Source organism: Flavobacterium glycogeni, assembly GCF_048286775.1.
In the GTDB taxonomy this organism is placed as follows: Bacteria; Bacteroidota; Bacteroidia; order Flavobacteriales; family Flavobacteriaceae; genus Flavobacterium.
On sequence record NZ_JBLVPV010000007.1, the window covers coordinates 88,786 to 111,640 of the forward strand.

Below are 22,855 nucleotides of genomic sequence, written 5' to 3' on the forward strand. Positions count from 1 at the left end.
AATGGGATATTTTTTTTATAAAGCCATGAAATGAGCATATCGGAATTGCGAAGCAAACACCGATGAAGATATGCGAATGACGTATGACCGATAAAAACAATAAACAGTAACATATGAAAAAAACGATACTTTTATTATTATTTTTCCTTTCAATTGTAGCTTCTGCCCAGAAACAAACGGTACCTTATTCTATAAATCCAGCCACTTTTGAGGAGACAACTGCTATTACCATTACCATCAATGGAAGTAGTGTAAATGAAGCGACTTGGGGAGTTACCGGAAACGCATTATACATGTGGACCTGGTCTTTTGACAGCAATGATGCTAACAGTGTTGATTGTCCTACTAATGGTTCGTGGACTGCATCCAATGAAGCGAATAGGTTTGCCTATAATTCAATTACCGATACGTATACTAAAACCTTCACGCCAAATACCTTTTACAATAGAAATGGAATAGGTAAAATAGGGTTTCTTATTAAAGCAAAGGATGGAACTGGAGATAAAAAATCGCAAGATAATTTTGTCGAAGTTGGAATTTATCAGGTTGCATTGACTGCTCCGGCTGAGAATAGTTCTACCATTATTGCTTCAGGCGGAAGTTTGACTATTGCAGCCACTAATACCGGTGGAAATGCCAGTTATGTATTGAAAGCAAATGGCACAAATTTAAATACAAATGCCGCTACTTCAACTTATTCATATAATCATACGAATATTACAGGAAATCAAAATTACGAACTGCAGGTTACTCAAGGAACAACTGTAATCACTAAAAAGTTCAGTGCTATAGTTAATCCGAATGTAGTTAGTGAGTCTATGCCGGCAGGTTTATTGGATGGGATTAATTACAATAGTTCAGATGTGACCAAAGCAACTTTAGTTTTGGATGCACCGTTCAAAGATTTTATTTATGTAGCGGGAAGTTTCAATAACTGGCAACCTACGGCTTCTTATGCCATGAAAAAAGATCCTGTCTCTGGCAAGTTTTGGTTAGAATTAACCGGATTAGTTTCAGGTACAAATTATACGTATCAGTATTGGGTAGTTGATGCAACGCCTCTTGCAGGAACGCCTTCTTTAGTGAAAACTGCCGATCCGTATTCGACACTTGTTTTGTCTCCTTATGATGATCCTTATATTCCGGCTTCGACCTATCCAAATCCTCCAGTGTATCCTCCAGGTCAGGAACGTGAAGTGACGGTATTGCAAACGGGGCAAACGCCTTATGCTTGGAGTAGCGCCACTACAAATTTTGTTAAACCCGCTAAAGAAAAACTGGTAGTTTATGAATTGTTGGTTCGCGATTTTGATGCCAATAGAAGTTATCAGGACTTGATTAATAAAATCGATTATTTCAAAAATTTGAAAATAAATGCGATTGAGTTAATGCCCGTAATGGAATTTGAAGGCAATGAGAGTTGGGGATATAATACCTCTTTTCACATGGCTTTGGATAAATTTTATGGTACTTCAGATAAATTAAAAGAATTTGTGGATTTATGCCATCAAAACGGAATTGCCGTTATTCTTGATGTGGCATTGAACCATGCTTTTGGAAGAAATCCAATGGTTCGTATGTGGATGAACGATGCTGATGGTGACGGTTGGGGTTCTCCTTCAACGGAGAATCCGTATTTTAATGCAACGGCAATGCACAGTTATAGTGTGGGGGAGGATTTTAATCATCAACAACTTAGAACGCAGAACTATGTGCAACGTGTGATTAAACAATGGGTAGAAGAATATAAAATTGACGGGTTGCGTTGGGATTTAACCAAGGGGTTTACCCAAAATTGTCCGTCTAATGTTGCTGGTGGTCAAGATCCATGTACCAATGTTAAACAACAAGATCGTGTTGATGTTTTGAAAAAATATGCCGATTATTCTTGGGATTTAGACCCGACTCATTATACTATTTTTGAACACTTAGGGAATGATGATGAAGAGCAACTTTGGGCGAATTACAGAATTAATGAAACGCCAAGTAAAGGAATTATGATGTGGGGAATAATGACCAGTCAATACAATGAATTGTCTATGGGATATTCCGGAAATATTTCTCGTATGAATAGTACGAGCAGAGGTTTTGCCACAAATAGATTGATGGGTTATGCCGAAAGTCATGATGAAGAACGTTTGATGTATAAAAATTTACAATTCGGGAATAGTTCAAATACGGCCCATAATGTAAAAATACTAAATGTAGCTTTGTCTAGAATGTCAGCAATTGGAGCCGTTTCTTTATTGGTCCCGGGACCAAAGATGATTTGGCATTTTGGTGAGCTAGGTTGGGAAAATTCTATTTTTGCTTGTAACAATGGAACGGTAAACACTTCGTCAGATGCAATATCTGGGGATTGTAAATTAGATACCAAACAGCAACCGCAATGGGTGAATAATTGGCTTGAAAATACCAACAGAAATAAAATTTACAACGATTGGGCCAAAATGATTACGATGAAAACTGTAGAGCCTGTTTTTTCTGGAACTGCAACCATATCGAATACCAGTTCGTTGTATCCAAACATCAAAATTACCAATAGTGCTTTGGCGTCAAGCCAACTTAAAGATGTTTTGATCTTGGCTAATTTTAATGTAACCGCACAAAATGTAGCAACTGGATTTCCTTACACTGGAGAGTGGTACAATTTGATGGATAATACGACAATTACGGTTACGAATGTAAATGATCCAATAACAATTCCGGCTGGTGAATATCGAATCTATGGAAACAAAACGGCCTCTTTGGCAATAATTGATTATGAAAAAACACCAACTGTTTTGTTGTATCCAAATCCGGCTTCCAGTTATTTTACCTTAAATGCTGCGACTTCTAAAGTTCAAATTTTTTCTATAACGGGACAATTGGTAAAAACTTTTGATGCAAATCAATCCGAAGGGCATCAATTTATGATTTATGATTTGAATCAAGGTCTTTATATAGTAAAAGCGTATGATGAGAATAACGGAATTCAGGTGATGAAGTTCATTAAGAAATAATACAGTTTGTTTGTTTTAATGTTTGAAAGGCTGTCTGTAAAAGGCAGCTTTTTTATGTTTTTAAATGTGTGTTAATTGTTTTTTTCATCGTAATCACCCATTAAGGCATAATACCCAAAGGTGCCTAATCCTAACACGATTAAGGGTGTAAGTATAAAAAGGATGATAATTCCAAATACTAAATCTTCTTGTTTGCCTGACATAAATTTTGGCAATCCAAAAGTAAAGATGCAAAAATAGGCTGCTGCAGCTGCTAATGCGATCCAAACTAATCCTAAAATTCTTTTTATTTGATTCATAGCTGTGTTTTTTAAATGTGAGCGTTTTTGTCTTTATTTTTAATATAAACCATTCCAACTACAAAGCTGACTGCAGCAATAACAATAGGATACCAAAGGCCTTCGAGGTAAAACTCCGGATGACCCAAGTCTTTTGCATTGGTTACAAAATAGGTTGAAATAGCAGGAAGTAATCCTCCGAAAATCCCATTTCCTACGTGATATGGCAATGACATGGAAGTGTATCTAATTTTTACTGGGAACATTTCTACAAGAAAAGCAGCAATTGGACCATAGACCATGGTTACAAATAATACTTGGATGAATACTAGAAATACCAATGACCATTTATCATGCGAATTGATGTTAATGGTTGTTTTGATTTCCGCTTTTTGTTTTCCATTTGCTATAGATCTAGTTTGGATGTTTTTTGAGGTTGTTCCATCGGCATATTCATTATTTGTTGTTATGTAAGACTCTCCTTTTTTGATGTCAAAGGCAACTATATCATAAGTTTTTGAAAGTTTTTTGTTATTTACATTAACCGTTTCATACATGCTTTTGTAAATAGGTCTGTATAATAGGATTGCTAGTAACATCCCGCCCATCATAATGTATTTTCGACCTACTTTATCACTCAGCCAACCAAAAAAGATGAAAAATGGTGTACCAAGGATTAATGCAATTCCAAGTAATGTATCTACTTGGGAAGAATCTATCGCCATTACTGTTTTTAAAAAACTCATCGCGTAAAATTGACCGGTATACCAAACAACTCCTTGTCCCATAGTTGCTCCAAATAAAGCCAACAATACAAATTTCAAGTTGTAACGATTTCCAAAACTTTCTTTCAATGGATTTGTACTCGTTTTTCCTTCGCTTTTCGCTTTAGCAAAAACTGGAGATTCATCCATGTTTTTTCGAATCAAATACGAAACTCCAACCATGATAATAGAAACCCAAAATGGAATTCTCCATCCCCAAGCGTCAAATTGTTCTGGTGTAAGAATGTTTCTGGTGGCTAAAATTACCATCAAAGAGATGAATAATCCAACCGTTGCAGTAGTCTGAATCCAAGAAGTCCAATATCCTCGTTGCCCAACGGGAGCATGTTCGGCTACATACGTTGCAGCTCCGCCATATTCACCACCCAGCGCAAGGCCTTGAAGCAAACGAAGAATTAATACTAATAAAGGCGCCATAAATCCAATGGTTTCATAACTCGGAATACAACCGATCAGGAATGTCGCGCCACCCATTAATAGTAAAGTGACCATGAAAGTGTATTTTCTTCCAATTAAATCGCCTAATCTTCCGAAGAAAAGGGCTCCAAAGGGGCGAACTACGAATCCGGCTGCGAATGTTGCCAAGGTCGACAAGAATGCTGCTGTTGGATTATCTGAAGGGAAAAACTTTGTTGAAATTACAACAGCTAAACTTCCAAAAATGTAGAAATCATACCATTCAATCATGGTACCCATTGAGGATGCGGAAATGACTTTCCAAATTCCTTTTGTTGATTTAGTACTCATAAATTATTCTTTTTAAAATATTTTTTTGGAACAAAAAACGATATAGTTATGTTTTTACGAATATAGAATGTTAAAAGATAACTATATCATTATCTTTTTAATAAAAAGAAAATTTTTTTGTTATTCCTATGTTTTTTGAAAGATGAATTTGGAAAGTTACGGGCTAATTTAATAAACATTGGCTTTTGAAGTCAAGCCGTAAAGTGGGAGAAAATATTAAAATAAAGTCATTTGTGTTTTAATATTCTTTTTTCTGTGTGTAGATTTTGAATAAAGAATATAAAGATGGTGCGTCTTTAGAAATATAATAAAAACAAAAAACCCACTCGTTATGAGTGGGTTTTGTGGTACCTCCAGGGATCGAACCAGGGACACATGGATTTTCAGTCCATTGCTCTACCATCTGAGCTAAGGTACCTCGCTATTGCGGGTGCAAATATAGAATGATTTTTAGTTTATCCAAAACATTTTTTAAAAAAAATCAATTCGTACCTTCGCAACATCAAAAACCAAATTATGATTTTAGTTGTCGATGTTGGAAATACCAGAATTAAAGGCGCTGTATTTGAGGGTGCTATACTTTTTGAAATTTTTGTTTTTTCTAAAATAGAACTTCAAAAAAATATTGAAAATATTTTAAAAAAATTTGAAAAAATAACGGATTTGGTCGTTTCGTCTGTTGGGGATGTCGAAAAACAGTCTTTTTTAGCGCATAATAAAGTGCTAAATGTGCATTTTCTGTCTCATGAAGATCCATTTCCGTTCAACAATTGTTATGCCACTCCAAAAACTTTGGGAATTGACAGGATGGTTCTTGCTGCAGGAGCAACGCTGCAGTTTCCAAATCAGAATCGATTGGTTATTGACGCTGGAACTTGTGTTACGTATGATTTTATAGATCAGGAAAATAATTATCTGGGAGGTGCTATTGCGCCAGGATTGCGATTGCGGTACGAAGCGTTGCATAATTTTACGGCCAAACTTCCTTTATTATCCTTAGAAAGTCCGAAAGATTTCATTGGAACATCCACTTCAGAATCGATTCATTCTGGTGTGGTTAATGGTTTTGTCTATGAGATTGACGGTTTTATCGATGAATATAAAGCAAGGTATTCAAATTTTATAATAATTTTAACGGGTGGGGACACAGATTTTTTGGCTAAACGATTAAAAAATACCATATTTGCCAATTCAAATTTTCTTCTGGAAAGTTTGAATCAAACATTTCAATATAAAATCAAAAATGATTAAAAAAATTATAATAAGCGCATGTTTGCTTTTATCATTAGTGTCTTTTGCACAAGAGGGAACATCTTCTCCATATTCTTTTTACGGAATAGGGGATGTAAGATTCAAAGGAACGCTTGAAAACCGCTCTATGGCAGGAGTAGCTGTCGAACAGGACAGTATACATATGAATTTACAAAATCCAGCCAGTTACGCGAGTCTTAAATTAACTACTTTTACTCTAGGCGGGACTTATGGTACTACCACTTTAAAAAACAGTACAGAATCAGCGAATGCTAGAAGAACTACTTTGGATTATCTCGCAGTTGGTTTGCCTTTGGGTAAGTTTGGATTGGGTTTTGGATTGATTCCGTATTCTTCTGTTGGGTATAAAATTGAATCTATTTCAGAAAACGCAACAGAAAATAACAAACGTTTTAACGGCACGGGTGGTTTGAATAAAGCTTTTTTTGGTGTAGGATATAAAATTGCGCCAAATTTTAGCGTTGGTGCCGATGTGAATTATAATTTCGGAAAAATTGAAACGAATAATCTTGAGTTTATTACTGGAGTTCCTATTGGGACACGCGAATTGAATTCAGCAGATTTATCAGGAGTGAATTTTAATCTTGGAATGATGTATCAAACGAAGATTAACAAAAAAATATCTGTTTTCAGTAGTTTAACGTATTCCTTAGAAAGTACTTTGACGTCTAAAAACACTAGAAGCATTGCTACGGTAATGTATGATTCAAATTTTGGTTTAGTTGTTGTAGATCCGTTGGATGATGTTAAAACAGAGGCAAGTATAACAATGCCAGGTAAAATAGCGTTAAGCGCAGGAATAGGAGAGGCTAAAAAATGGATTGTCGGCGGTAAGATTTCGTATGGTAAAACTTCAGGTCAGTCAAATGATTATAATGACGAAGCCAATGTAGGTTATGGGAAATATGGCAGCGTTAGTTTAGGAGGATATTACATTCCTAATTACAATTCGTTTACAAGTTATGCGAAAAGAATTGTTTACAGAGCTGGTATTAAATATGAAAAAACAGGATTGGTTATCAATTCTGAATCTATAAACGATATGGGATTGACTTTAGGTTTAGGACTTCCTTTATTCGATGTTCCATTTTCTAATGTAAATTTAGGTTTTGAATTAGGGAAAAAAGGAACTACAAAAGCAAATCTTGTTCAAGAGAACTATGCAAACTTAAGTGTGAGCTTTTCACTTAATGATCAATGGTTTGTAAAACGAAAATTCAACTAAAAACAAGAATTGGCACTATTGCCAAATTTCTTCGCCAAGTTCAGCGTATGACTTTAGTCAAAAAAAAGTATATTAAATCAGTTGTCACAGTTTTTGCTGTGACACTGTTTTTTGGTTGCGAAAGTAATTTTAAGGAAATTCAGAAGATTAATTTTTCAGAATTTATTCCTACCAGTGACGCTGATATAGTAAATTTGAAATACACTGATTCGGGACGTATTACTGCAATTCTGGTAAGTTCTAAAATGCTGGATTATTCCAGTGTTGATTTTCCTTTCACGGAATTTCCAAAAGGAATTGATGTTACTTTATTCGATAAAAAAGCGAAGAAAACATTTATAAAATCCAATTATGCTATTTCTTATAAAGGCACAAGCGTCATTGATTTACAAGGAAAAGTAAAAATATTCACGGAAGATGGTCAGACGCTAGAAACGGAGCAGTTGTATTTTGATCAAAAAAACGAATGGTTCTTTACGGAAAGAAAGTTTAAATTTACGGATCCAAAAGGGACTTCAAATGGACAAGGAATCGATTTTAGTAAAGATTTCAAAGTGATTAATTCTCAAAAAATAACAGGCGAAATAGAATCTGCCGATTAATACAATACATTATGAATTACCTAAAATACACACAATACGTTTACCTTGTTTTTGGAGCTTATTTCATTTATGATGGTGTCACTAAATTAAATGATTCTGCAGGAGGAACGCCTTGGTTGAGTTTCATGATTGCAGGATTGGCTATTTTTATGTTTTTCTTTAGAAGAAAATTTGCCAAAAAATTTGATGATCGAAACAAAAAATCCTAATTAATGGAAGTTAGTATTATCATATTGTGTCTAATACTAAGTGCTTTTTTTTCAGGAATGGAGATAGCCTTTGTCTCTTCAAATAAAATTTATCTTGAAATTGAAAAAAAACAAGATAATTTCGTTTCAAAAATACTCACAAAGCTTACTGAAAAACCCACTAATTTTATAGTAACCATGCTTATTGGGAATACGATAGCGATGGTGGTCTATGGTTTTTTTATGGGCGAATTGTTGATGCAGTGGTTTGCTGCTTTAGGATTTCATTTATCAGATTGGTTAAGTTTAGTGCTTCAAATTCTGGTTTCGACACTAGTGATCTTGATTACTGCCGAGTTTCTCCCTAAAGTTTTTTTTCAAATCTATGCGAACTCATTAATTAAGATTTTTGCAGTTCCGGCGTATGTTTTTTATAAATTTTTCTATTTCATTTCTGCTTTTTTTATTGGGATTTCCGATTATATTTTAAGGAAGGTTTTTAAAACACAAAGGGATAATGTTGCGTTTTATTTCAGTAAAATAGAACTGGGAAATTATATTACGGAACAAATGAGCAGTGTTGAGGATAATGAAACTGTAGATTCTGAAATACAGATGTTTCAAAATGCCTTAGAATTTTCTGGTGTGAAAGCCAGAGATGTGATGAGTCCCCGAACAGAAATTATTGCGGTTGATGTGTTTGATTCAATAGAGAATCTAAAAGAATTATTCATAGAAACCGGTTACTCTAAAATTGTGGTGTATCAAAATTCTCTGGATGATATCATCGGTTATGTTCATTCATTTGATTTGTTTAAAAAACCAAATAACATTAAGGAAATTGTGATTTCGGTTGAGTTTGTTCCGGAAACAATATTCATAAAAGATGCCATGAATTTGCTTACTAAAAAGCGAAAAAGTGTCGCAGTAGTATTAGATGAATACGGAGGAACTTCGGGAATTATTACCATAGAAGATATTGTAGAAGAGCTTTTTGGTGAAATTGAAGACGAGCACGATTCAGACGAAGAATTGATAGAAAAAGAATTGGGAGAAGGAGTTTTTGTTTTTTCAACTCGTTTTGATGTTGAATATTTGAATGACACCTATAAATTGGCTATTCCTGAAAGTGATTCTTATGGAACACTTGGCGGTTTTATAGTAGACTTCACAAAAGAAATTCCTCAAAAAGGCGAGGCAATTACCATAGGCAGCTATCATTTTATAATTGAAGAAGCCACAAATAAGAAAATAGAATTAGTAAAAATGACCGTACAAGAGTGATTTTTTTTAAGAAAATAAAATTTCTTGCAAAATAAAACGCTACTAGTATAATTATTAATTAGATAATTGTATTTTCGCAAACTGAATATAAAAATTAACAACAATAAAATGGCAGTTTTACAAAAAATTAGACAACGTTCACTTCTTCTGATACTCGTTATCGGGTTTTGTTTATTAGCATTTATCATAGGTGATATATTCAATAGCGGTGGTTTTAGTAGTACATCAAAAGATGTAGGAAGCATCGATGGAAAAGATATTTCATTTGAAGATTTTAGAGTTAAAGTAAGTAATGTTGAAAAAAGTGGTCAAGGGATTACTGCAACAGCAGCTGCAAACAGAGTTTGGGAACAAGAAGTTTCTATAGCTTTACTAACTTCTGAATTTGATAAATTAGGACTTAGAGTAGGTGAAAAACACTTATTGGAAGTTTTGAAAGCGGATCAAAATATTGGTGGAAACCCATTGTTTTTAAATGCTGCCGGTATTTTTGACGTTGCAAAATTCAAGGAGTATTTCAAAGCTAATCCTGCACAAGCTCAATTCTTGAAAGATAGAGAGAAAGATGCTGATTTGAACGCTAAGTACCAAATGTATACTACTTTGATTAAAGCAGCAGTTTATACAACTGAAAGCGAAGGAAAGTTGAAATATGAAATGGAAGCGAACAAAGTTAACTTTGCTTACGTTGCAGGTTTATATTCTACAATTAAAGACAGTGAAGTGAAAGTTACTGATGCTGAAATTGTTGATTTCATGAAGAAAAATGAAAAAAAATACAAAGCTGACGAATCTCGTGAAGTAGAATATGTTTTGATTGAAGACAAAGCTTCTGCTACGGATGAAACGGAAGTAAAATCAAAAATAAATGCATTGTTAACCGGAAGTGTGGTTTACAACCAAGCTACAGGTAAAAACGATACGTTGCCAGGATTTAGAACAACGACGAACACAGTTGAATTTGTGAATTCAAATTCAGATGTTCCTTATGATTCAACTTACATTGCTAAAAAAGATTTACCGGCTGTAGATGCTGATAAATTGTTTAACCTTGCTCCAGGTGCAGTTTATGGGCCATATATGTTTGGAAAATACTACTGTATTTCAAAATCAATGGGAATGAAATCAGGAGTTAATGCTAAAGCAAGTCATATTTTAATTGGTTATGAAGGAACACAAGTTCCTAACCAAAAAGAAAAAAGAACAAAAGAACAAGCAAAAGCAAAAGCAGAAAGTATTTTAGCACAAGTAAATGCTAATCCGGATAGTTTCATGATGTTGGCTTTCACAAGTTCTGATGATTCATCAGCACAACAAGGTGGTGATTTAGGTTATTTTGGTCCAAACCAAATGGTGAAACCTTTTAATGATTTTGTTTTTAATAACGGTATCGGTAAAGTTGGTTTAGTAGAAACTGATTTTGGTTTTCATATTATTAAAATTACGGACAAACAAGACGGAATTCGTTTGGCTACTGTAGCTCAAAAAATTGAAGCTTCAGAAGCAACTTCTGATAAAATATTTACTCAGGCAACTAAATTAGAAATGGATGCTGCAGATAAAGATTTTAATAAAGTAGCAAAAGAAATGGGACTTAAAGTTGCTCCGGCTGTTTCTGTAAAAGGAATGGATGAAAACTTTGGAACACTAGGAAATCAAAGAACAATTGTAAGATGGGCTTTTGAGGATGGAGTTAAAGTAGGAGCTGTAAAAAGATTTGAAGTAGCTAATGTAGGTCACGTTATTGCAAAACTGAAAAGCATTGACGATTCGGGTTTAGTAGCAGTTTCAGTAGTTAGACCTTATGTGGAGCCAATTCTTAAAAACAAGAAAAAAGCAGAACTTATCAAAGCAAAAATGTCAGGTTCTTCTCTTGAAGCAATTGCAAAAGCAGTAGGAGGAACAGTGCAACAAGCAACTGGTCTTACTATGGAAAACACCATGTTGCCAGGTGTTGGTCAAGAGCCAAAAGTAGTTGGAAATGCATTTGCATTAGCGGCAAACAAATTGTCTGCTCCAATTGAAGGAAATACAGGAGTTTATGTGGTGAAAAATACCAGCACAGTAAAAGCGCCAGTTTTAAAAAGCCACGCTGCTTATGTAACTAAATTAAAAGCACAAACCGCTTCAGATGCAAATAGAGTTGTTCCTGCATTGAAAGCGAACGCTAAAATTGAAGATAACAGAAAAGATTTTAATTACTAATTCTCTAAGAAGTAATTAATCAAAATAAAAAACCCGATACATTCTGAATGTATCGGGTTTTTATTTTAATAGTTTTATCCGAAAGTCGGGATCTAATTATAGAAACTAAGACAATATCATTTCATTATACCGAATGATAGTTTTATATCCTTTTTTATTAAAGTAATCAGTAGGGTTTTCAGTTGCAATCGCCATGACAAAATCGCCTCCCCAAGCACCAAGACTTTTTATCACGCCATTAAAATCAGGAAACAAGGATTCTTTTATAGTATGTGTTTCCAGAATAATACTCATTTGTACTTCGTGTTTTTGTAATGCTGTAGCAAAAGATTGAAGCGTAGTGGCATTCAAAACTTCTGAAGTTATCTGATCATTTAAAGCAATGTTCTTCGCCAGATTATTTTTCTTATTTATGTTGTAAGCCGCTATTGCGGTTTTACTGCTTTGTTTTTTGTTGAGATACACAAAGTATAAGTTTTGTGTGAATTCAGGATTAAAGGATACTTTTTCAACCATAGGATTGCCTTGTTCCAGATGATATACAATAGGAGTGTCGTTTTGTGCGCATGCAATATCGTAGCCACTTCCTCCAAAACTGTTTTTAAGCAGTATAAAGGCATCGATTTGTAGCCATTGGGCAATATTGTTTATTAAGGTCGATGACGTTCCCAGGCCCCAGCTTTTAGGGAATCCAAGTTCAGTGTTAATGCGGTATCCGTCTGAATTTGAAATAAAATCAGGATTTAATTTAAAAGCTTCGTGTAAAATGGTCGTAAGTGTTGCTTTGACCGATTCGTTTTCAGTAATGGCTTCCTTTGAAATATCAGAAAATAAAATGGTGTCTTCAAACCAAATGCTCCCGTCAGCATCATAACTCTTCCAGATGATTTCCTTGTTGTTTCCTTCTTCTATAATGAGGTTTTGTCCCATTTTTGTGGGTAATGCAAAGGCTTTTGCACCATCAAGAACCAGATATTCTCCTGTAATTAAAAGTTTTCCGTTACTGTAGAATGTTTTTTTCATTATTCTTATTTTAATCCCTGTCAGGGTTCTAAACCCTGATAGGGATGCCGAAAATCAATGTTATTTTCTTAAATTTTCAATATAGGTAACCACAGCGCTATGTGAAACGGTATTCTTTTTGAAATATTTCTGGATTAAAATGCGTTCTTCATCATTGGCTTCAAACTGGTTGATGATGTTGTTCAAATGCATTTTCATGTGTCCTTCCTGAATTCCTGTTGTAGTCAAGGAGCGCAAAGCGGCAAAGTTTTGGGCCAAACCGGCTACGGCTACAAACTGCATTAATTCCTTGGCAGATGGTTTTTCCAGCATTTCCAATGATAATTTTACCAACGGATGCAGGGAAGTCAAACCACCAACAGTTCCTAATGCTAAAGGGATTTCCAGCCAAAAAGTAAAAATACCATTTTCTGTTTTGGCATGGGAAAGACTGGAATATTTTCCGTTTCGGGAAGCATAGGCGTGAATTCCTGCTTCGACGGCGCGGAAATCATTTCCGGTTGCCAAAACTACGGCATCCACTCCGTTCATGATTCCTTTGTTGTGCGTTACGGCACGATACGGCTCGACTTCGGCGATTTGAACGGCTTGCACAAATTTCTCGGCAAATTCTTGAGGATTCGGAATGTGTTTTTCTTCCAAGTCAGCAATCGGACAAGAAACTTCGGCTCTTACGATGCAATTTGGAACGTAATTCGAGAGAATACTCATCACCACTTCAATGTCTTTTTCAGTTTCCGTGAACAAGTCATAGTGGTGCACTTCTTCTTTCAAAGTTTTGGCAAACTGTTCCAGACACGAATTAATGAAATTAGCACCCATGCTGTCTTTGGTTTCAAAAGTGGCATGCAGCTGAAAATAATTGGGCAATAAATCAGTTTTGTCTTTTAGGGTAATGTCTAAAATTCCGCCACCGCGTTTTTGCATATTTGTTGTAATCGATTCTGTTTCTGAGAAAAATTTGCTTTTGTTTTGGGCAAAAAATAAATTCAGTTTTGAAACATCACCTTTATAGATAAAATGAACCTGACCAATTTTTTCGGTGTTGATTACGGTTGTTTTAAACCCGCCACGAGTGGACCAAAATTTAGCAGCTTTTGCGGCAGCGGCAACAACAGAACTTTCTTCAATGGCCATGGGAATGGTGCTGTATTTTCCATTAATTAGAAAATTTGGAGCAACTCCCAGCGGAATGTAGAAATTAGTTATCGTGTTTTCGATGAATTCATCATGTAATTTCTGTATTTTTTCATCAGAATTCCAGTAGTTTTTCAGCAAGGCGATGGCTTCTGTAGGTGTTGAAAAATATTGATTGGCAATCCATTTAATTTTTTCTTCTTTGGATAATTTGGAAAATCCGCTAATGGCCTTATTCATTCTCAATTGATTATAGTATGTATGCGTGCAAATATACGCTTTTAGCCGTTTTGTTAACAATCATATTATCCTCAATAAATAGGCATTAAAAATATTGTTTTTAACATTTAACACATAGAATGTAAAATTATTGTAAATTTTTCACTAAAATTGACGGTTTTTATATTTAAATAAATATCATGTATTCGAAAAAAATTATTGCATTATTTTTATTCCTATGTTTTACTGTTGTCGGCCAGCAAAAAATCACAATTGATGAAATTTATAACGGCACATTTGGTGCTCAAGGAATGGATGAATTACAGTCCATGAAAAATACAAATCAATACACGGTATTGAATTTAGACAGCCAGTCCAGAAGTGTGCAAATCGATTTGTATGATTTTGCAACTTTAAAAAAAACAGCTACACTTATAGATACAAAATCCCACAAGGATTTATCAAACGGGATTGACAGTTATACGTTTGATGCTTCAGAAAAAATGATTTTATTGGCTTGTAACACCAACCAAATCTTCCGTCACTCGTTTACTGCTGATTATTATTTGTACGATATAGCCAGTAAAAAATTAAAAAAGTTATTTGATTTTCAGGTTCAGGAACCCACTTTTTCACCGGACGGAAAAAAGATAGCATACGCCAAAGAAAATAATCTGTATGTATATGATTTAGCTTCTAATAAATCGACTCCAATAACTACAGACGGGCAAAAAAACAGTATTATCAACGGTATTACGGATTGGGTTTACGAAGAAGAATTTGCTTTTGTGAAAGCTTTTGATTGGAGCGCTGACAGCAAAAAAGTAGCTTACATACGTTTTGACGAAAGTCAGGTTCCGGAATTTTCGATGTCAATGTTTGGTAAAGAGTTGTATCCAATGATGCAAACCTTTAAATATCCTAAAGCTGGTGAGAAGAATGCTTTAGTTTCTTTACATATTTATGATGTAAACTCGAATGCGGTAAAAAATATAAATCTGGGGAATTACAATGATTTTTATATCGCCAGAATGAAATGGACGAATGATGCGAATACATTGTCTGCCCAAGTATTGAATCGCCACCAAAATAATTTGGATTTGTTGTTTATCGATGGTAATTCAGGCGCTGCAAAAGTAGTTTTGAACGAAAAAGATAAAGCGTATGTTGATGTTACGGATAACTTGACTTTCTTGAAAGACAATAGTTTTATTTGGACCAGCGAGAAAGATGGTTTCAATCATATTTACTTATATGATAAAAACGGAAAATTGAAAAACCAACTGACCAAAGGAAAATGGGAAATAACTAATTACTATGGTTTAGACGAAAAGACAAATACGGTTTTCTATCAGTCGGTTGAAAATGGATCGATTAATAGAGATGTGTACAGAATAGGTCTTGACGGGAAAAATAAAATACGTTTGTCACAAAATACAGGAACGAATGCGGCGACATTCAGTCCGAGTTTTCAATATTACATCAACACGTTTTCTAGTGCGTCTCAACCTACGACTTATACGTTGAACGATGCTAAAGTTGGAAAACAAGTACAGGTTATTGAAAACAATGAATCATTGGCTACAAAACTAAAAAGCTATAATTTACCGGCTAAAGAGTTTTTTGTTTTAAAAGCAGAAAAAGGTAATGAGCTAAATGCTTGGATGATTAAGCCAAAAGATTTTGATCCAACCAAAAAATATCCTGTTTTCATGTTCCAATATTCTGGTCCGGGTTCACAACAAGTGAATAATGATTGGAATAGCACGGATGATTATTGGTTTATGATGTTGTCACAACAAGGTTATATTGTGGCTTGTGTTGACGGACGAGGAACTGGTTTTAAAGGAGCTGAGTTTAAAAAATGCACCCAAAAAGAGTTAGGGAAATACGAAGTGGAAGACCAAATTGATGCTGCAAAAGTAATAGGAAATTACCCATTTGCGGATAAATCTAGAATTGGTATATTTGGCTGGTCGTATGGAGGATTTATGGCTTCGAATTGTATCATGAAAGGAAATGATGTTTTCAAGATGGCAATTGCTGTAGCTCCGGTTACGAACTGGCGTTTTTATGACAGTGTGTACACGGAACGTTACATGCAGACTCCACAGGAAAATGCAAGCGGATATGATGATAATTCACCTATAAATCATGTGGACAAATTGAAAGGAAAATTTCTTTTGATTCATGGTTCGGGAGATGATAATGTTCATGTTCAGAACTCCATGCAGATGATGGAAGCGTTGATTCAGGCCAACAAACAATTTGATTCACAAATTTACCCAGACAATAATCACGGGATTTACGGCGGTAAAACCAGAATTCAATTGTACACAAAAATGACTAATTTTATCAAAGAAAATTTATAACAGCACTTTATGACAAACGACTCATTGAATAAGAAAGAATTTTTTGGACATCCAAGGGCGCTTTTTATATTGTTTTTTACGGAGATGTGGGAACGGTTTTCGTTCTACGGTATGAAAGCACTTTTGATTTTTTACCTAACAAAGTACCATTTGTTTTCGGATACTGCTGGAAATTTATTGATTGGTAGTTATGCGGCTCTGGTTTATGCAGTGCCGGTAATTGGTGGTTTTATAGCTGACCGGTATTTAGGATTTAGAAAAGCAATCGTTTTTGGAGGAATATTGCTTGTTCTGGGGCATTTAGGAATGGCTTATGAAGGAAATGCCGCCACACAATCAGTCACTGGTGAGATTACAAGAGATGATGCGGCGTTACAAATATTTTACTTTTCATTATCCTTAATAATTGTTGGTGTCGGTTTTCTTAAAGCCAATATTTCTTCATTAGTTGGGGAATTGTATGAAACGGGTGATAAAAGAAGAGATTCTGGATTTACCTTATTTTATATGGGAATCAACTTAGGTTCCTTTTTGGCTACACTAATTTGTGTTTGGCTTGGTGAAAAATATGGCTGGAGTTACGGATTTGGAGCAGCGGGTATAGGGATGTTTTTTGGATTATTGACTTTTATTTCCGGAAGGAAATTGTTGATGGGAAAAGGTGAGTCTAAAGTTCCTGAAATTCTGGAGAAAAAATCTTTTGGCATCAAGAATGAATGGCTAATATATTTGCTAAGTGCTTCATCGGCATTGATTTTTTGGCAAATGGTTCAAAATCACGATGCAGTTTCATGGTCTTTAAAAATTGCAGGTGGTATTTCCTTTATTTATATTGTTTATTATGCTATTACACAGTTAGATGGAAAAGCACGTCACCAATTGATTGCTTTGACCATTTTGATAGTATTTACAATTGTATTCTGGGCATTGTTTGAACAAGCTTATACCTCTATGAATTTATTTGCTGACAGGATTTTAGACCGAACTATATTTGGTTATGAAGTTTCTGCCGGACAGTTCTTAAGTTTTAATGCCTTATTTATAATTTTGCTAGCTCCAGTTTTTGCTTGGATATGGCCAAATTTAGGAAAATATAATCCTAATACAGCTGTGAAATTTGCTTTAGCATTAGCTTTAGTTGGTTTAGGTTTTGGAGCATTAGTTATGGGAATAAATCTTTCTGGCGCAGGAAAAGTAGCAGCAATTTGGTTAATATTAGCTTATTTTTTACATACATGTGGAGAATTGAGTTTATCGCCAGTAGGACTTTCTGCAGTGACTAAATTATCCCCAGCAAAAATCGTTGGGTTCATGATGGGAGTTTGGTTTTTGGCAACAGCCAGTTCCGAATTTATTGCTTCAATTTTAGCTAATATTGCTTCTGTAGATACTTCAAATGGTACAGCACCCGATTTAAATTTAGCAAAACAGAGTTACTTAACGCTTTTTGAATACCTATTTTATACTGGACTTGGTTTTGGAATTGTTCTATTGGCACTTTCGCCAGTAATAAAAAAATTAATGCACGGAGTAGATAAAGAATTAAACAACTAATTATATGAGTCAGAATACTACAGATCAATTTTTTAAGAGTACCGTTTTAGGACATCCTGCGGGACTATTCGTTTTGTTTTTCACAGAGATGTGGGAACGTTTTTCATTCTACGGAATGCGTTCTTTATTAATATTATTTTTAACCGCTTCCTTTACAGACGGTGGTTGGGAATGGACTCGTGAAAATGCTTCTGCGTTATTTGGATCCTACGTAGGTTTGGTTTATTTATCCACAATGTTAGGCGGTTATTTTGCCGATAAAGTAATTGGTTTTAGATGGGCTGTTGTTGTTGGCGCAAGTTTGATGACTTTAGGACACGCTTCTATGGCTGTTGAAACAGAATTTTCTATTTATTTAGGATTAGTATTGTTGGTTTTTGGGAATGGTTTTTTCAAACCAAACATGACATCCATCGTATCCGAAATGTACAAAGACCGTCCGGAGAAAAAAGATGGTGCTTATACTTTATTTTACATGGGTGTAAACGCTGGGGCTTTCTTTGGTATTTTACTTTGTGGTTATTTAGGAGAAAAAGTGGGGTGGACTTATGGTTTTGGTCTTGCCGGTATTTTTATGTTCTTTGGAATGTTACAGTTTTGGTTGTCTCAAAATATCTTTGGAGATATTGGTTTAAAACCAAACAAAGAAAGCAAAGCGAAAGCAGAAGCTTTAGATACGGATAAAAGAAATCCTTTTTCACCAATACAATTAGTAGCTATTGCATTTTCATCATTAGTGGCTTTGTTGTGGCTTTTAAATGATCCAGCTTCCAAAATATCTGGAGGTAAAGTAAATATTTTTTCTTTCTTAGGAGCGAATGGTAATTCTATTGCTATAGTTTCAGCACTGGTTGTATTTATTATATTGTTGATTTATAGATTTACTCAATATTCTAAAATTACCAAAGAAAAATTAATAGCAGTTACATTCTTCGCGTTTCTGACTATTTTCTTTTGGGCCATTTTCGAACAGTCTCCAAACAGTTTAACCATTTTTGCGAATGATTACACGGATCGAGTTTTAACAGGTAATTGGAGTGTCGTATTCTTAGTGATGAATTCATTGATTACTATTTTACCATTAGTGATTATCACTTGGGTATTGATCTTATTATTCAAACAAACTTTTAAACTTTATGCTATTGCAAATGTTATTCTAAGTGTGAGTTTTGTGATTATTTGGGCAATAGCAATATGGATGTTGGCTAAAGATTATTACACTGCAGGATATTTATCATTGTCAGATGATACTTTGCAGGCGTTAAAAATTGATAAAGTGACTACTGCATTGACCGAAGTTCCTGCAACTTGGTTTTCTACATTAAATTCATTGTTCATTATTTCATTAGCACCATTATTCTCAAAATGGTGGGAAAGTAAATACAATCCTTCGGCTAATTTAAAATACGGAATTGGTATGGGATTATTAGCACTTGGTATGGCTTGTGTGGCTTTTGGTGCAAACGGAATCGAGGCAGGTGCAAAAACAGCTTCAGTAAGTATGATTTGGCTTATTTTGGTCTATCTTTTCCATACTATGGCTGAATTGTGTATTTCTCCTGTAGGATTGTCTTATGTGAGTAAATTAGTTCCTGCGAGAATGATTGCATTTATGTTTGGAGTTTGGTATCTTGCAGTTGCAATAGGAATGAAAGGAGCTGGTATGTTTGGAGAAAATATTGATAAAATTGCCAATGAGCATGGATTGAGTTATTTCTTCTGGATGTTAGCCATAATATCTATTGTGGTGGCTTTATTTTCTATTTTGATGGGGCCGGTAATTAAGAAATTAATGCATGGTGTTCGATAATTTATAGGCATCATTTTTGATTTGTCAATGATTAAAAATTATAAATATGAAAAAATTAATAGTTGCTTTAGTATTGTTTGCGGGTTCATTTGCCGTTGAAGCACAAGAATTAGTTTGGGAAACCAATGTCACTAAGGCAATGGAAGTTTCTAATAAAACTAAAAAACCAATGTTGTTGTTTTTTACGGGAAGCGACTGGTGCGGTTGGTGTATCAGGTTGCAAAAAGAGGTTTTGAAAACACCTGAATTTGCTGTCTGGGCCAAAAAAAATGTGATTTTAGTTGAATTGGATTATCCTAGAAGAGCACTACAGACTCCTGAGATTAAAAAACAAAACGAGGAATTACAACAAGCTTTTGGAATCCAAGGATTTCCTACAATCCACTTTGCTAATGGTACAACCAAAGAAGGTAAAGTAAATTTTGAAGGTTTAGGAAGTACAGGTTACGTTGCTGGTGGTCCATCTGCATGGTTAGCTGTTGCAAATGGATTTCTACATAAGAAATAATTAGTAGTTCAATTTATAATATCCCTTTTCACTCGTAGCGTGAAAAGGGATTTTTTGTTTCATACAAGTCGCTTTCCACTGTTTTTGAATCGTTTTGTAATTAGATGCATCCGCTACGACCATCTTTGGTTTTATTGTCAGTAACAGGCGATCAAAATTTATTTTAGGAGATTGAGTCAGTATGATGACATCCGGATTTATATTTTTTGGAAAAACGCCGGAACTGTCTAAAATAAAAATCTTTTTTCCATTAAAATAAAAAAGGTTTTGTAGTTCTTTTTTCTCTTTCAGAGTGCTTAAATTCTCCACTCGATACGACTTTAAAGCATTGTTTTTTTGAGCGGTTTTCAAAATACTATCATTGGCGTAGACCGCTATGTTTTCCCCGTTCCGCTCTGCAAGCAATGTGTTTCTTCTGATGTTGAAAACAATCCATTCTTGTTCGTTTTGAATGTTCCATTGAATACCCAGTGACGAAATTTGTACAATGATAATTGAAACCAAGGTCATTACTAACGTATTAAAACTGGGTTTCTTTAGCCAAATGATTGCAGTTATAATTACCAAATAACTGCTAAGCAACAGATAAAAATGCAATGGAATATCTTGTATTATAAATTGTTCCAAAGACGCAATTGTATTAATGATTTTATTCAAGAAATAAATGCTCCATTCTAGTAGTTGTGAAAGGAAGACAGGAATGCTGTTAAATACAGCTAAAAGCATGACTAAAACGCCCAAAATCATAATGATGCTCAGAAATGGAATGATAATTAAATTGGTCACAAAAAATAAACCCGGAAACTGATGGAAATAATAAATGCTCAAGGGTAAAGTGCCCATTTGTGCGGCAAACGAAACGGTAAGAATGTCCCAAATATATTTTGAAACCTTGTTTTTCGGTAACCAAATTGAGGCTAAAAGCGGTTGCAACCAAATAATGAAAAATAAGGCCAGATAGCTTAACTGAAAACCAACATCAAATAAAAAGGAAGGTTCAAAAAGCAGAATCAGTAATATAGAAACCAATAAAGTGTGATAAATATTGACACTTCTTCGTAAATGATTTCCAATGGCAACAAACGAAAACATAGTTACGGAACGCACTACCGAAGGTGCTAATCCCGCAATGATTCCGAAAGTGAATAAAGAGGCAAGAATGATAAGTAATTTTATGAATGAGCCGCGTTTAGTGTTAGGAATAGGTTTTAGGATGAAGGTGACAAAAATTAAAATGAATCCAATGTGCAGTCCTGATACCGATAAAATATGCACTGCTCCGGCATATTGATAATCCCGAATAATTTCAGGTGAGATATCCTGCTGTTGCCCCATTATTAAAGCTATGGCGACATTTAATTCGGTTTTATTAAAGTTGTTTTTTTCTAAATTATGAATAATTCTTGTTCTTAATTTAGAAGAATAGTACCAGATATTTTTCTCTATTTCAGAACCAATTTTGATTTCATCAGCATCAGCATACAGTTGCGCATAGATTTGTTTGTTCTCGAGGTATTTGCTGTAATCAAATTGGTTTGGATTATTAGGAGGTCTGTTTTTAGATAAAACTCCCTCAATAAGTAAAGGTGTCCCAATCTCGAATTCATGATGCAAGCTGTCCTTTTGAAGGTTTAAAATGATTCTTCCAGTTTGTTTTTTCTCATTTATACGATTTATAATGGCAATGTAGCGGTCACTAAACGGAGAGCTTTTTAGCTTTTCGCGAATGATTATGGAAATGGAATGTGGTTGTTCAAAAATAGCTTTATTGTGGATGTAATTGCTTTTTTGAAAATAATCAATGTGAATTACTTGGGTCGAAATTCCAATAAGAAAAGACAGGATATAAGTTGTAAAGCCAAAATAGAAAACATTCTTGCTTTTATTTTTGAATAAAAAATACAATGCTCCAAAAATACTGATGGATATGAAAAGTAAAATAAAGAGTACTGATAGCGGTGGATGAAAGTAATAAGCAAGAAGGATTCCTGAAATAAATCCAATTGTTATTCTCGCTAAAGGAAATTGGAGTACTTTCATAACTCTAAAGTACGCATTTTCAGTAAGAAACAACTTTGTTTTTTTGTGGAGTAATGGAGTGCTTTTGGTTGTTTATAACACTCTATTCAATTGCGCAAAGGCTTTCTTATAATACGGTTCTTTTGTAGAGGAAATAATTACTCCTTTTGTAGTAGAAGAATGAATGAATTTTATCTCATCATCATTGGCTTCAATGACGATTCCTACGTGATTTATTTGTGAATTTTTGTTGGTTTTAAAAAATATTAAGTCCCCTTTTTGTGCTTGTTCACGTTCGGGATTTATAACGACACCTATTTTTGACTGTTGATAAGAGTTGCGTGGAAGGGCTATATTGTTAGAGTCAAAAATAGTATACATCAAACCGGAACAATCAAAACCTGCTTTTGTTGTGCCTCCATATTTATATTTTACCCCAAGATTTTCAGCTGCTGCATCAATCAGTTCTTCTGCAAGACGATTTGTTTTTCTTTTATCGGATTTCGTTAGTTTCTCTTTTTTTGTGTCGGTTTTTTTAGAAGTGACTATGGGAGAAGTCGATTTACAAGCCGTAAAAAAAATAAGAATCAATAGTAGGAATGCGAAATGTTTCAAAAGAATATAT

17 protein-coding genes and 1 tRNA gene are annotated in these 22,855 nt (G+C 34.5%); 11 read left to right on the forward strand and 7 right to left on the reverse strand.

All coding sequences use genetic code 11. From position 1 onward, the window contains the following. The first annotated feature begins 113 nt into the window (after positions 1 to 113). Entirely contained in the window at positions 114 to 3,002 is a 2,889-nt protein-coding gene (locus ACNQGX_RS07800; RefSeq protein WP_417975356.1) for an alpha-amylase family glycosyl hydrolase, read from the forward strand. A gap of 71 nt (positions 3,003 to 3,073) precedes the next feature. Here the strand turns inward: ACNQGX_RS07800 and ACNQGX_RS07805 are convergent, their stop codons facing one another. The 3 genes from ACNQGX_RS07805 to ACNQGX_RS07815 form a co-directional block, all read right to left on the reverse strand. Then, entirely contained in the window at positions 3,074 to 3,301 is a 228-nt protein-coding gene (locus tag ACNQGX_RS07805; RefSeq protein ID WP_131915521.1) for a DUF6814 family protein, read from the reverse strand. 11 nt (positions 3,302 to 3,312) lie between these two features. After that, positions 3,313 to 4,812, reverse strand: coding sequence for an MFS transporter (locus tag ACNQGX_RS07810; protein ID WP_417975357.1), 1,500 nt, complete (start codon positions 4,810 to 4,812; stop codon positions 3,313 to 3,315). Positions 4,813 to 5,157: 345 nt separating this feature from the next. Continuing rightward, positions 5,158 to 5,230: transfer RNA gene (locus tag ACNQGX_RS07815), tRNA-Phe, on the reverse strand. Between the two features lie 98 nt (positions 5,231 to 5,328). On the opposite strand from ACNQGX_RS07815, the gene ACNQGX_RS07820 reads away from it, so the two are divergent. The 6 genes from ACNQGX_RS07820 (at position 5,329) to ACNQGX_RS07845 (ending at position 11,588) form a co-directional block, all read left to right on the forward strand. Next, a complete protein-coding gene (locus ACNQGX_RS07820) occupies positions 5,329 to 6,063 on the forward strand; it encodes a type III pantothenate kinase (RefSeq protein WP_417975358.1) in 735 nt (244 codons plus the stop codon). Beyond that, positions 6,056 to 7,309 carry a BamG family beta-barrel-assembly machinery protein gene (locus tag ACNQGX_RS07825; RefSeq protein WP_417975359.1) on the forward strand — a complete coding sequence of 418 codons (1,254 nt, stop codon included), beginning with the start codon at positions 6,056 to 6,058 and terminating at the stop codon, positions 7,307 to 7,309. The genes ACNQGX_RS07820 and ACNQGX_RS07825 overlap by 8 nt, the downstream gene beginning before the upstream one ends. Positions 7,310 to 7,356: 47 nt before the next feature. Beyond that, entirely contained in the window at positions 7,357 to 7,911 is a 555-nt protein-coding gene (gene lptC, locus ACNQGX_RS07830) for an LPS export ABC transporter periplasmic protein LptC (protein WP_417975360.1), read from the forward strand. Between the two features lie 11 nt (positions 7,912 to 7,922). Then, positions 7,923 to 8,120 (forward strand): hypothetical protein, encoded by a 198-nt coding sequence (locus ACNQGX_RS07835; protein ID WP_417975361.1) that lies wholly within the window; start codon positions 7,923 to 7,925, stop codon positions 8,118 to 8,120. Positions 8,121 to 8,123: 3 nt separating this feature from the next. Then, a complete protein-coding gene (locus ACNQGX_RS07840; RefSeq protein ID WP_417975362.1) occupies positions 8,124 to 9,383 on the forward strand; it encodes a hemolysin family protein in 1,260 nt (419 codons plus the stop codon). Between the two features lie 108 nt (positions 9,384 to 9,491). Further along, on the forward strand, positions 9,492 to 11,588 hold the full coding sequence (locus ACNQGX_RS07845) for a peptidylprolyl isomerase (protein WP_417975363.1): 2,097 nt from the start codon (positions 9,492 to 9,494) through the stop codon (positions 11,586 to 11,588). A gap of 105 nt (positions 11,589 to 11,693) precedes the next feature. Here ACNQGX_RS07845 and ACNQGX_RS07850 read toward each other — a convergent pair whose 3' ends face one another. Together ACNQGX_RS07850 and ACNQGX_RS07855 are read right to left on the reverse strand one after the other, a co-directional pair. After that, positions 11,694 to 12,611 (reverse strand): GYDIA family GHMP kinase, encoded by a 918-nt coding sequence (locus tag ACNQGX_RS07850; RefSeq protein WP_417975364.1) that lies wholly within the window; start codon positions 12,609 to 12,611, stop codon positions 11,694 to 11,696. 60 nt (positions 12,612 to 12,671) lie between these two features. Next, positions 12,672 to 13,988: a hydroxymethylglutaryl-CoA reductase, degradative gene (locus ACNQGX_RS07855; RefSeq protein WP_417975365.1), complete on the reverse strand. Its 1,317-nt coding sequence runs from the start codon at positions 13,986 to 13,988 to the stop codon at positions 12,672 to 12,674. A 179-nt stretch (positions 13,989 to 14,167) separates the two neighbouring features. Here ACNQGX_RS07855 and ACNQGX_RS07860 point away from each other — a divergent pair, with 179 nt between their 5' ends. The 4 genes from ACNQGX_RS07860 to ACNQGX_RS07875 are packed head-to-tail and all read left to right on the forward strand — an operon-like array spanning position 14,168 to position 20,211. Then, on the forward strand, positions 14,168 to 16,339 hold the full coding sequence (locus ACNQGX_RS07860) for a S9 family peptidase (RefSeq protein ID WP_417975366.1): 2,172 nt from the start codon (positions 14,168 to 14,170) through the stop codon (positions 16,337 to 16,339). A gap of 9 nt (positions 16,340 to 16,348) precedes the next feature. After that, positions 16,349 to 17,893 carry a peptide MFS transporter gene (locus ACNQGX_RS07865; protein WP_417975367.1) on the forward strand — a complete coding sequence of 515 codons (1,545 nt, stop codon included), beginning with the start codon at positions 16,349 to 16,351 and terminating at the stop codon, positions 17,891 to 17,893. A 4-nt stretch (positions 17,894 to 17,897) separates the two neighbouring features. Further along, the gene (locus tag ACNQGX_RS07870; protein ID WP_417975368.1) at positions 17,898 to 19,703 is read left to right on the forward strand and encodes a peptide MFS transporter; all 1,806 of its coding nucleotides are present in this window, start codon (positions 17,898 to 17,900) and stop codon (positions 19,701 to 19,703) included. Positions 19,704 to 19,749: 46 nt separating this feature from the next. Further along, entirely contained in the window at positions 19,750 to 20,211 is a 462-nt protein-coding gene (locus ACNQGX_RS07875; RefSeq protein WP_417975369.1) for a thioredoxin family protein, read from the forward strand. On the opposite strand, the gene ACNQGX_RS07880 is transcribed toward ACNQGX_RS07875, so the two are convergent. Then, entirely contained in the window at positions 20,212 to 22,251 is a 2,040-nt protein-coding gene (locus ACNQGX_RS07880) for a ComEC/Rec2 family competence protein (RefSeq protein ID WP_417975370.1), read from the reverse strand. It abuts the gene before it with no gap. 72 nt (positions 22,252 to 22,323) lie between these two features. Next, positions 22,324 to 22,845 (reverse strand): C40 family peptidase, encoded by a 522-nt coding sequence (locus ACNQGX_RS07885; RefSeq protein ID WP_417975371.1) that lies wholly within the window; start codon positions 22,843 to 22,845, stop codon positions 22,324 to 22,326. Positions 22,846 to 22,855 lie beyond the last annotated feature (10 nt).

Bases quoted from the DNA above. Each gene is read 5' to 3' on its own strand.
- ACNQGX_RS07800 (WP_417975356.1), top strand. From the start codon at position 114: ATGAAAAAAACGATACTTTTATTATTATTTTTCCTTTCAATTGTAGCT.
- ACNQGX_RS07805 (WP_131915521.1), bottom strand. From the start codon at position 3,301: ATGAATCAAATAAAAAGAATTTTAGGATTAGTTTGGATCGCATTAGCA.
- ACNQGX_RS07810 (WP_417975357.1), bottom strand. From the start codon at position 4,812: ATGAGTACTAAATCAACAAAAGGAATTTGGAAAGTCATTTCCGCATCC.
- ACNQGX_RS07820 (WP_417975358.1), top strand. From the start codon at position 5,329: ATGATTTTAGTTGTCGATGTTGGAAATACCAGAATTAAAGGCGCTGTA.
- ACNQGX_RS07825 (WP_417975359.1), top strand. From the start codon at position 6,056: ATGATTAAAAAAATTATAATAAGCGCATGTTTGCTTTTATCATTAGTG.
- lptC (WP_417975360.1), top strand. From the start codon at position 7,357: ATGACTTTAGTCAAAAAAAAGTATATTAAATCAGTTGTCACAGTTTTT.
- ACNQGX_RS07835 (WP_417975361.1), top strand. From the start codon at position 7,923: ATGAATTACCTAAAATACACACAATACGTTTACCTTGTTTTTGGAGCT.
- ACNQGX_RS07840 (WP_417975362.1), top strand. From the start codon at position 8,124: ATGGAAGTTAGTATTATCATATTGTGTCTAATACTAAGTGCTTTTTTT.
- ACNQGX_RS07845 (WP_417975363.1), top strand. From the start codon at position 9,492: ATGGCAGTTTTACAAAAAATTAGACAACGTTCACTTCTTCTGATACTC.
- ACNQGX_RS07850 (WP_417975364.1), bottom strand. From the start codon at position 12,611: ATGAAAAAAACATTCTACAGTAACGGAAAACTTTTAATTACAGGAGAA.
- ACNQGX_RS07855 (WP_417975365.1), bottom strand. From the start codon at position 13,988: ATGAATAAGGCCATTAGCGGATTTTCCAAATTATCCAAAGAAGAAAAA.
- ACNQGX_RS07860 (WP_417975366.1), top strand. From the start codon at position 14,168: ATGTATTCGAAAAAAATTATTGCATTATTTTTATTCCTATGTTTTACT.
- ACNQGX_RS07865 (WP_417975367.1), top strand. From the start codon at position 16,349: ATGACAAACGACTCATTGAATAAGAAAGAATTTTTTGGACATCCAAGG.
- ACNQGX_RS07870 (WP_417975368.1), top strand. From the start codon at position 17,898: ATGAGTCAGAATACTACAGATCAATTTTTTAAGAGTACCGTTTTAGGA.
- ACNQGX_RS07875 (WP_417975369.1), top strand. From the start codon at position 19,750: ATGAAAAAATTAATAGTTGCTTTAGTATTGTTTGCGGGTTCATTTGCC.
- ACNQGX_RS07880 (WP_417975370.1), bottom strand. From the start codon at position 22,251: ATGAAAGTACTCCAATTTCCTTTAGCGAGAATAACAATTGGATTTATT.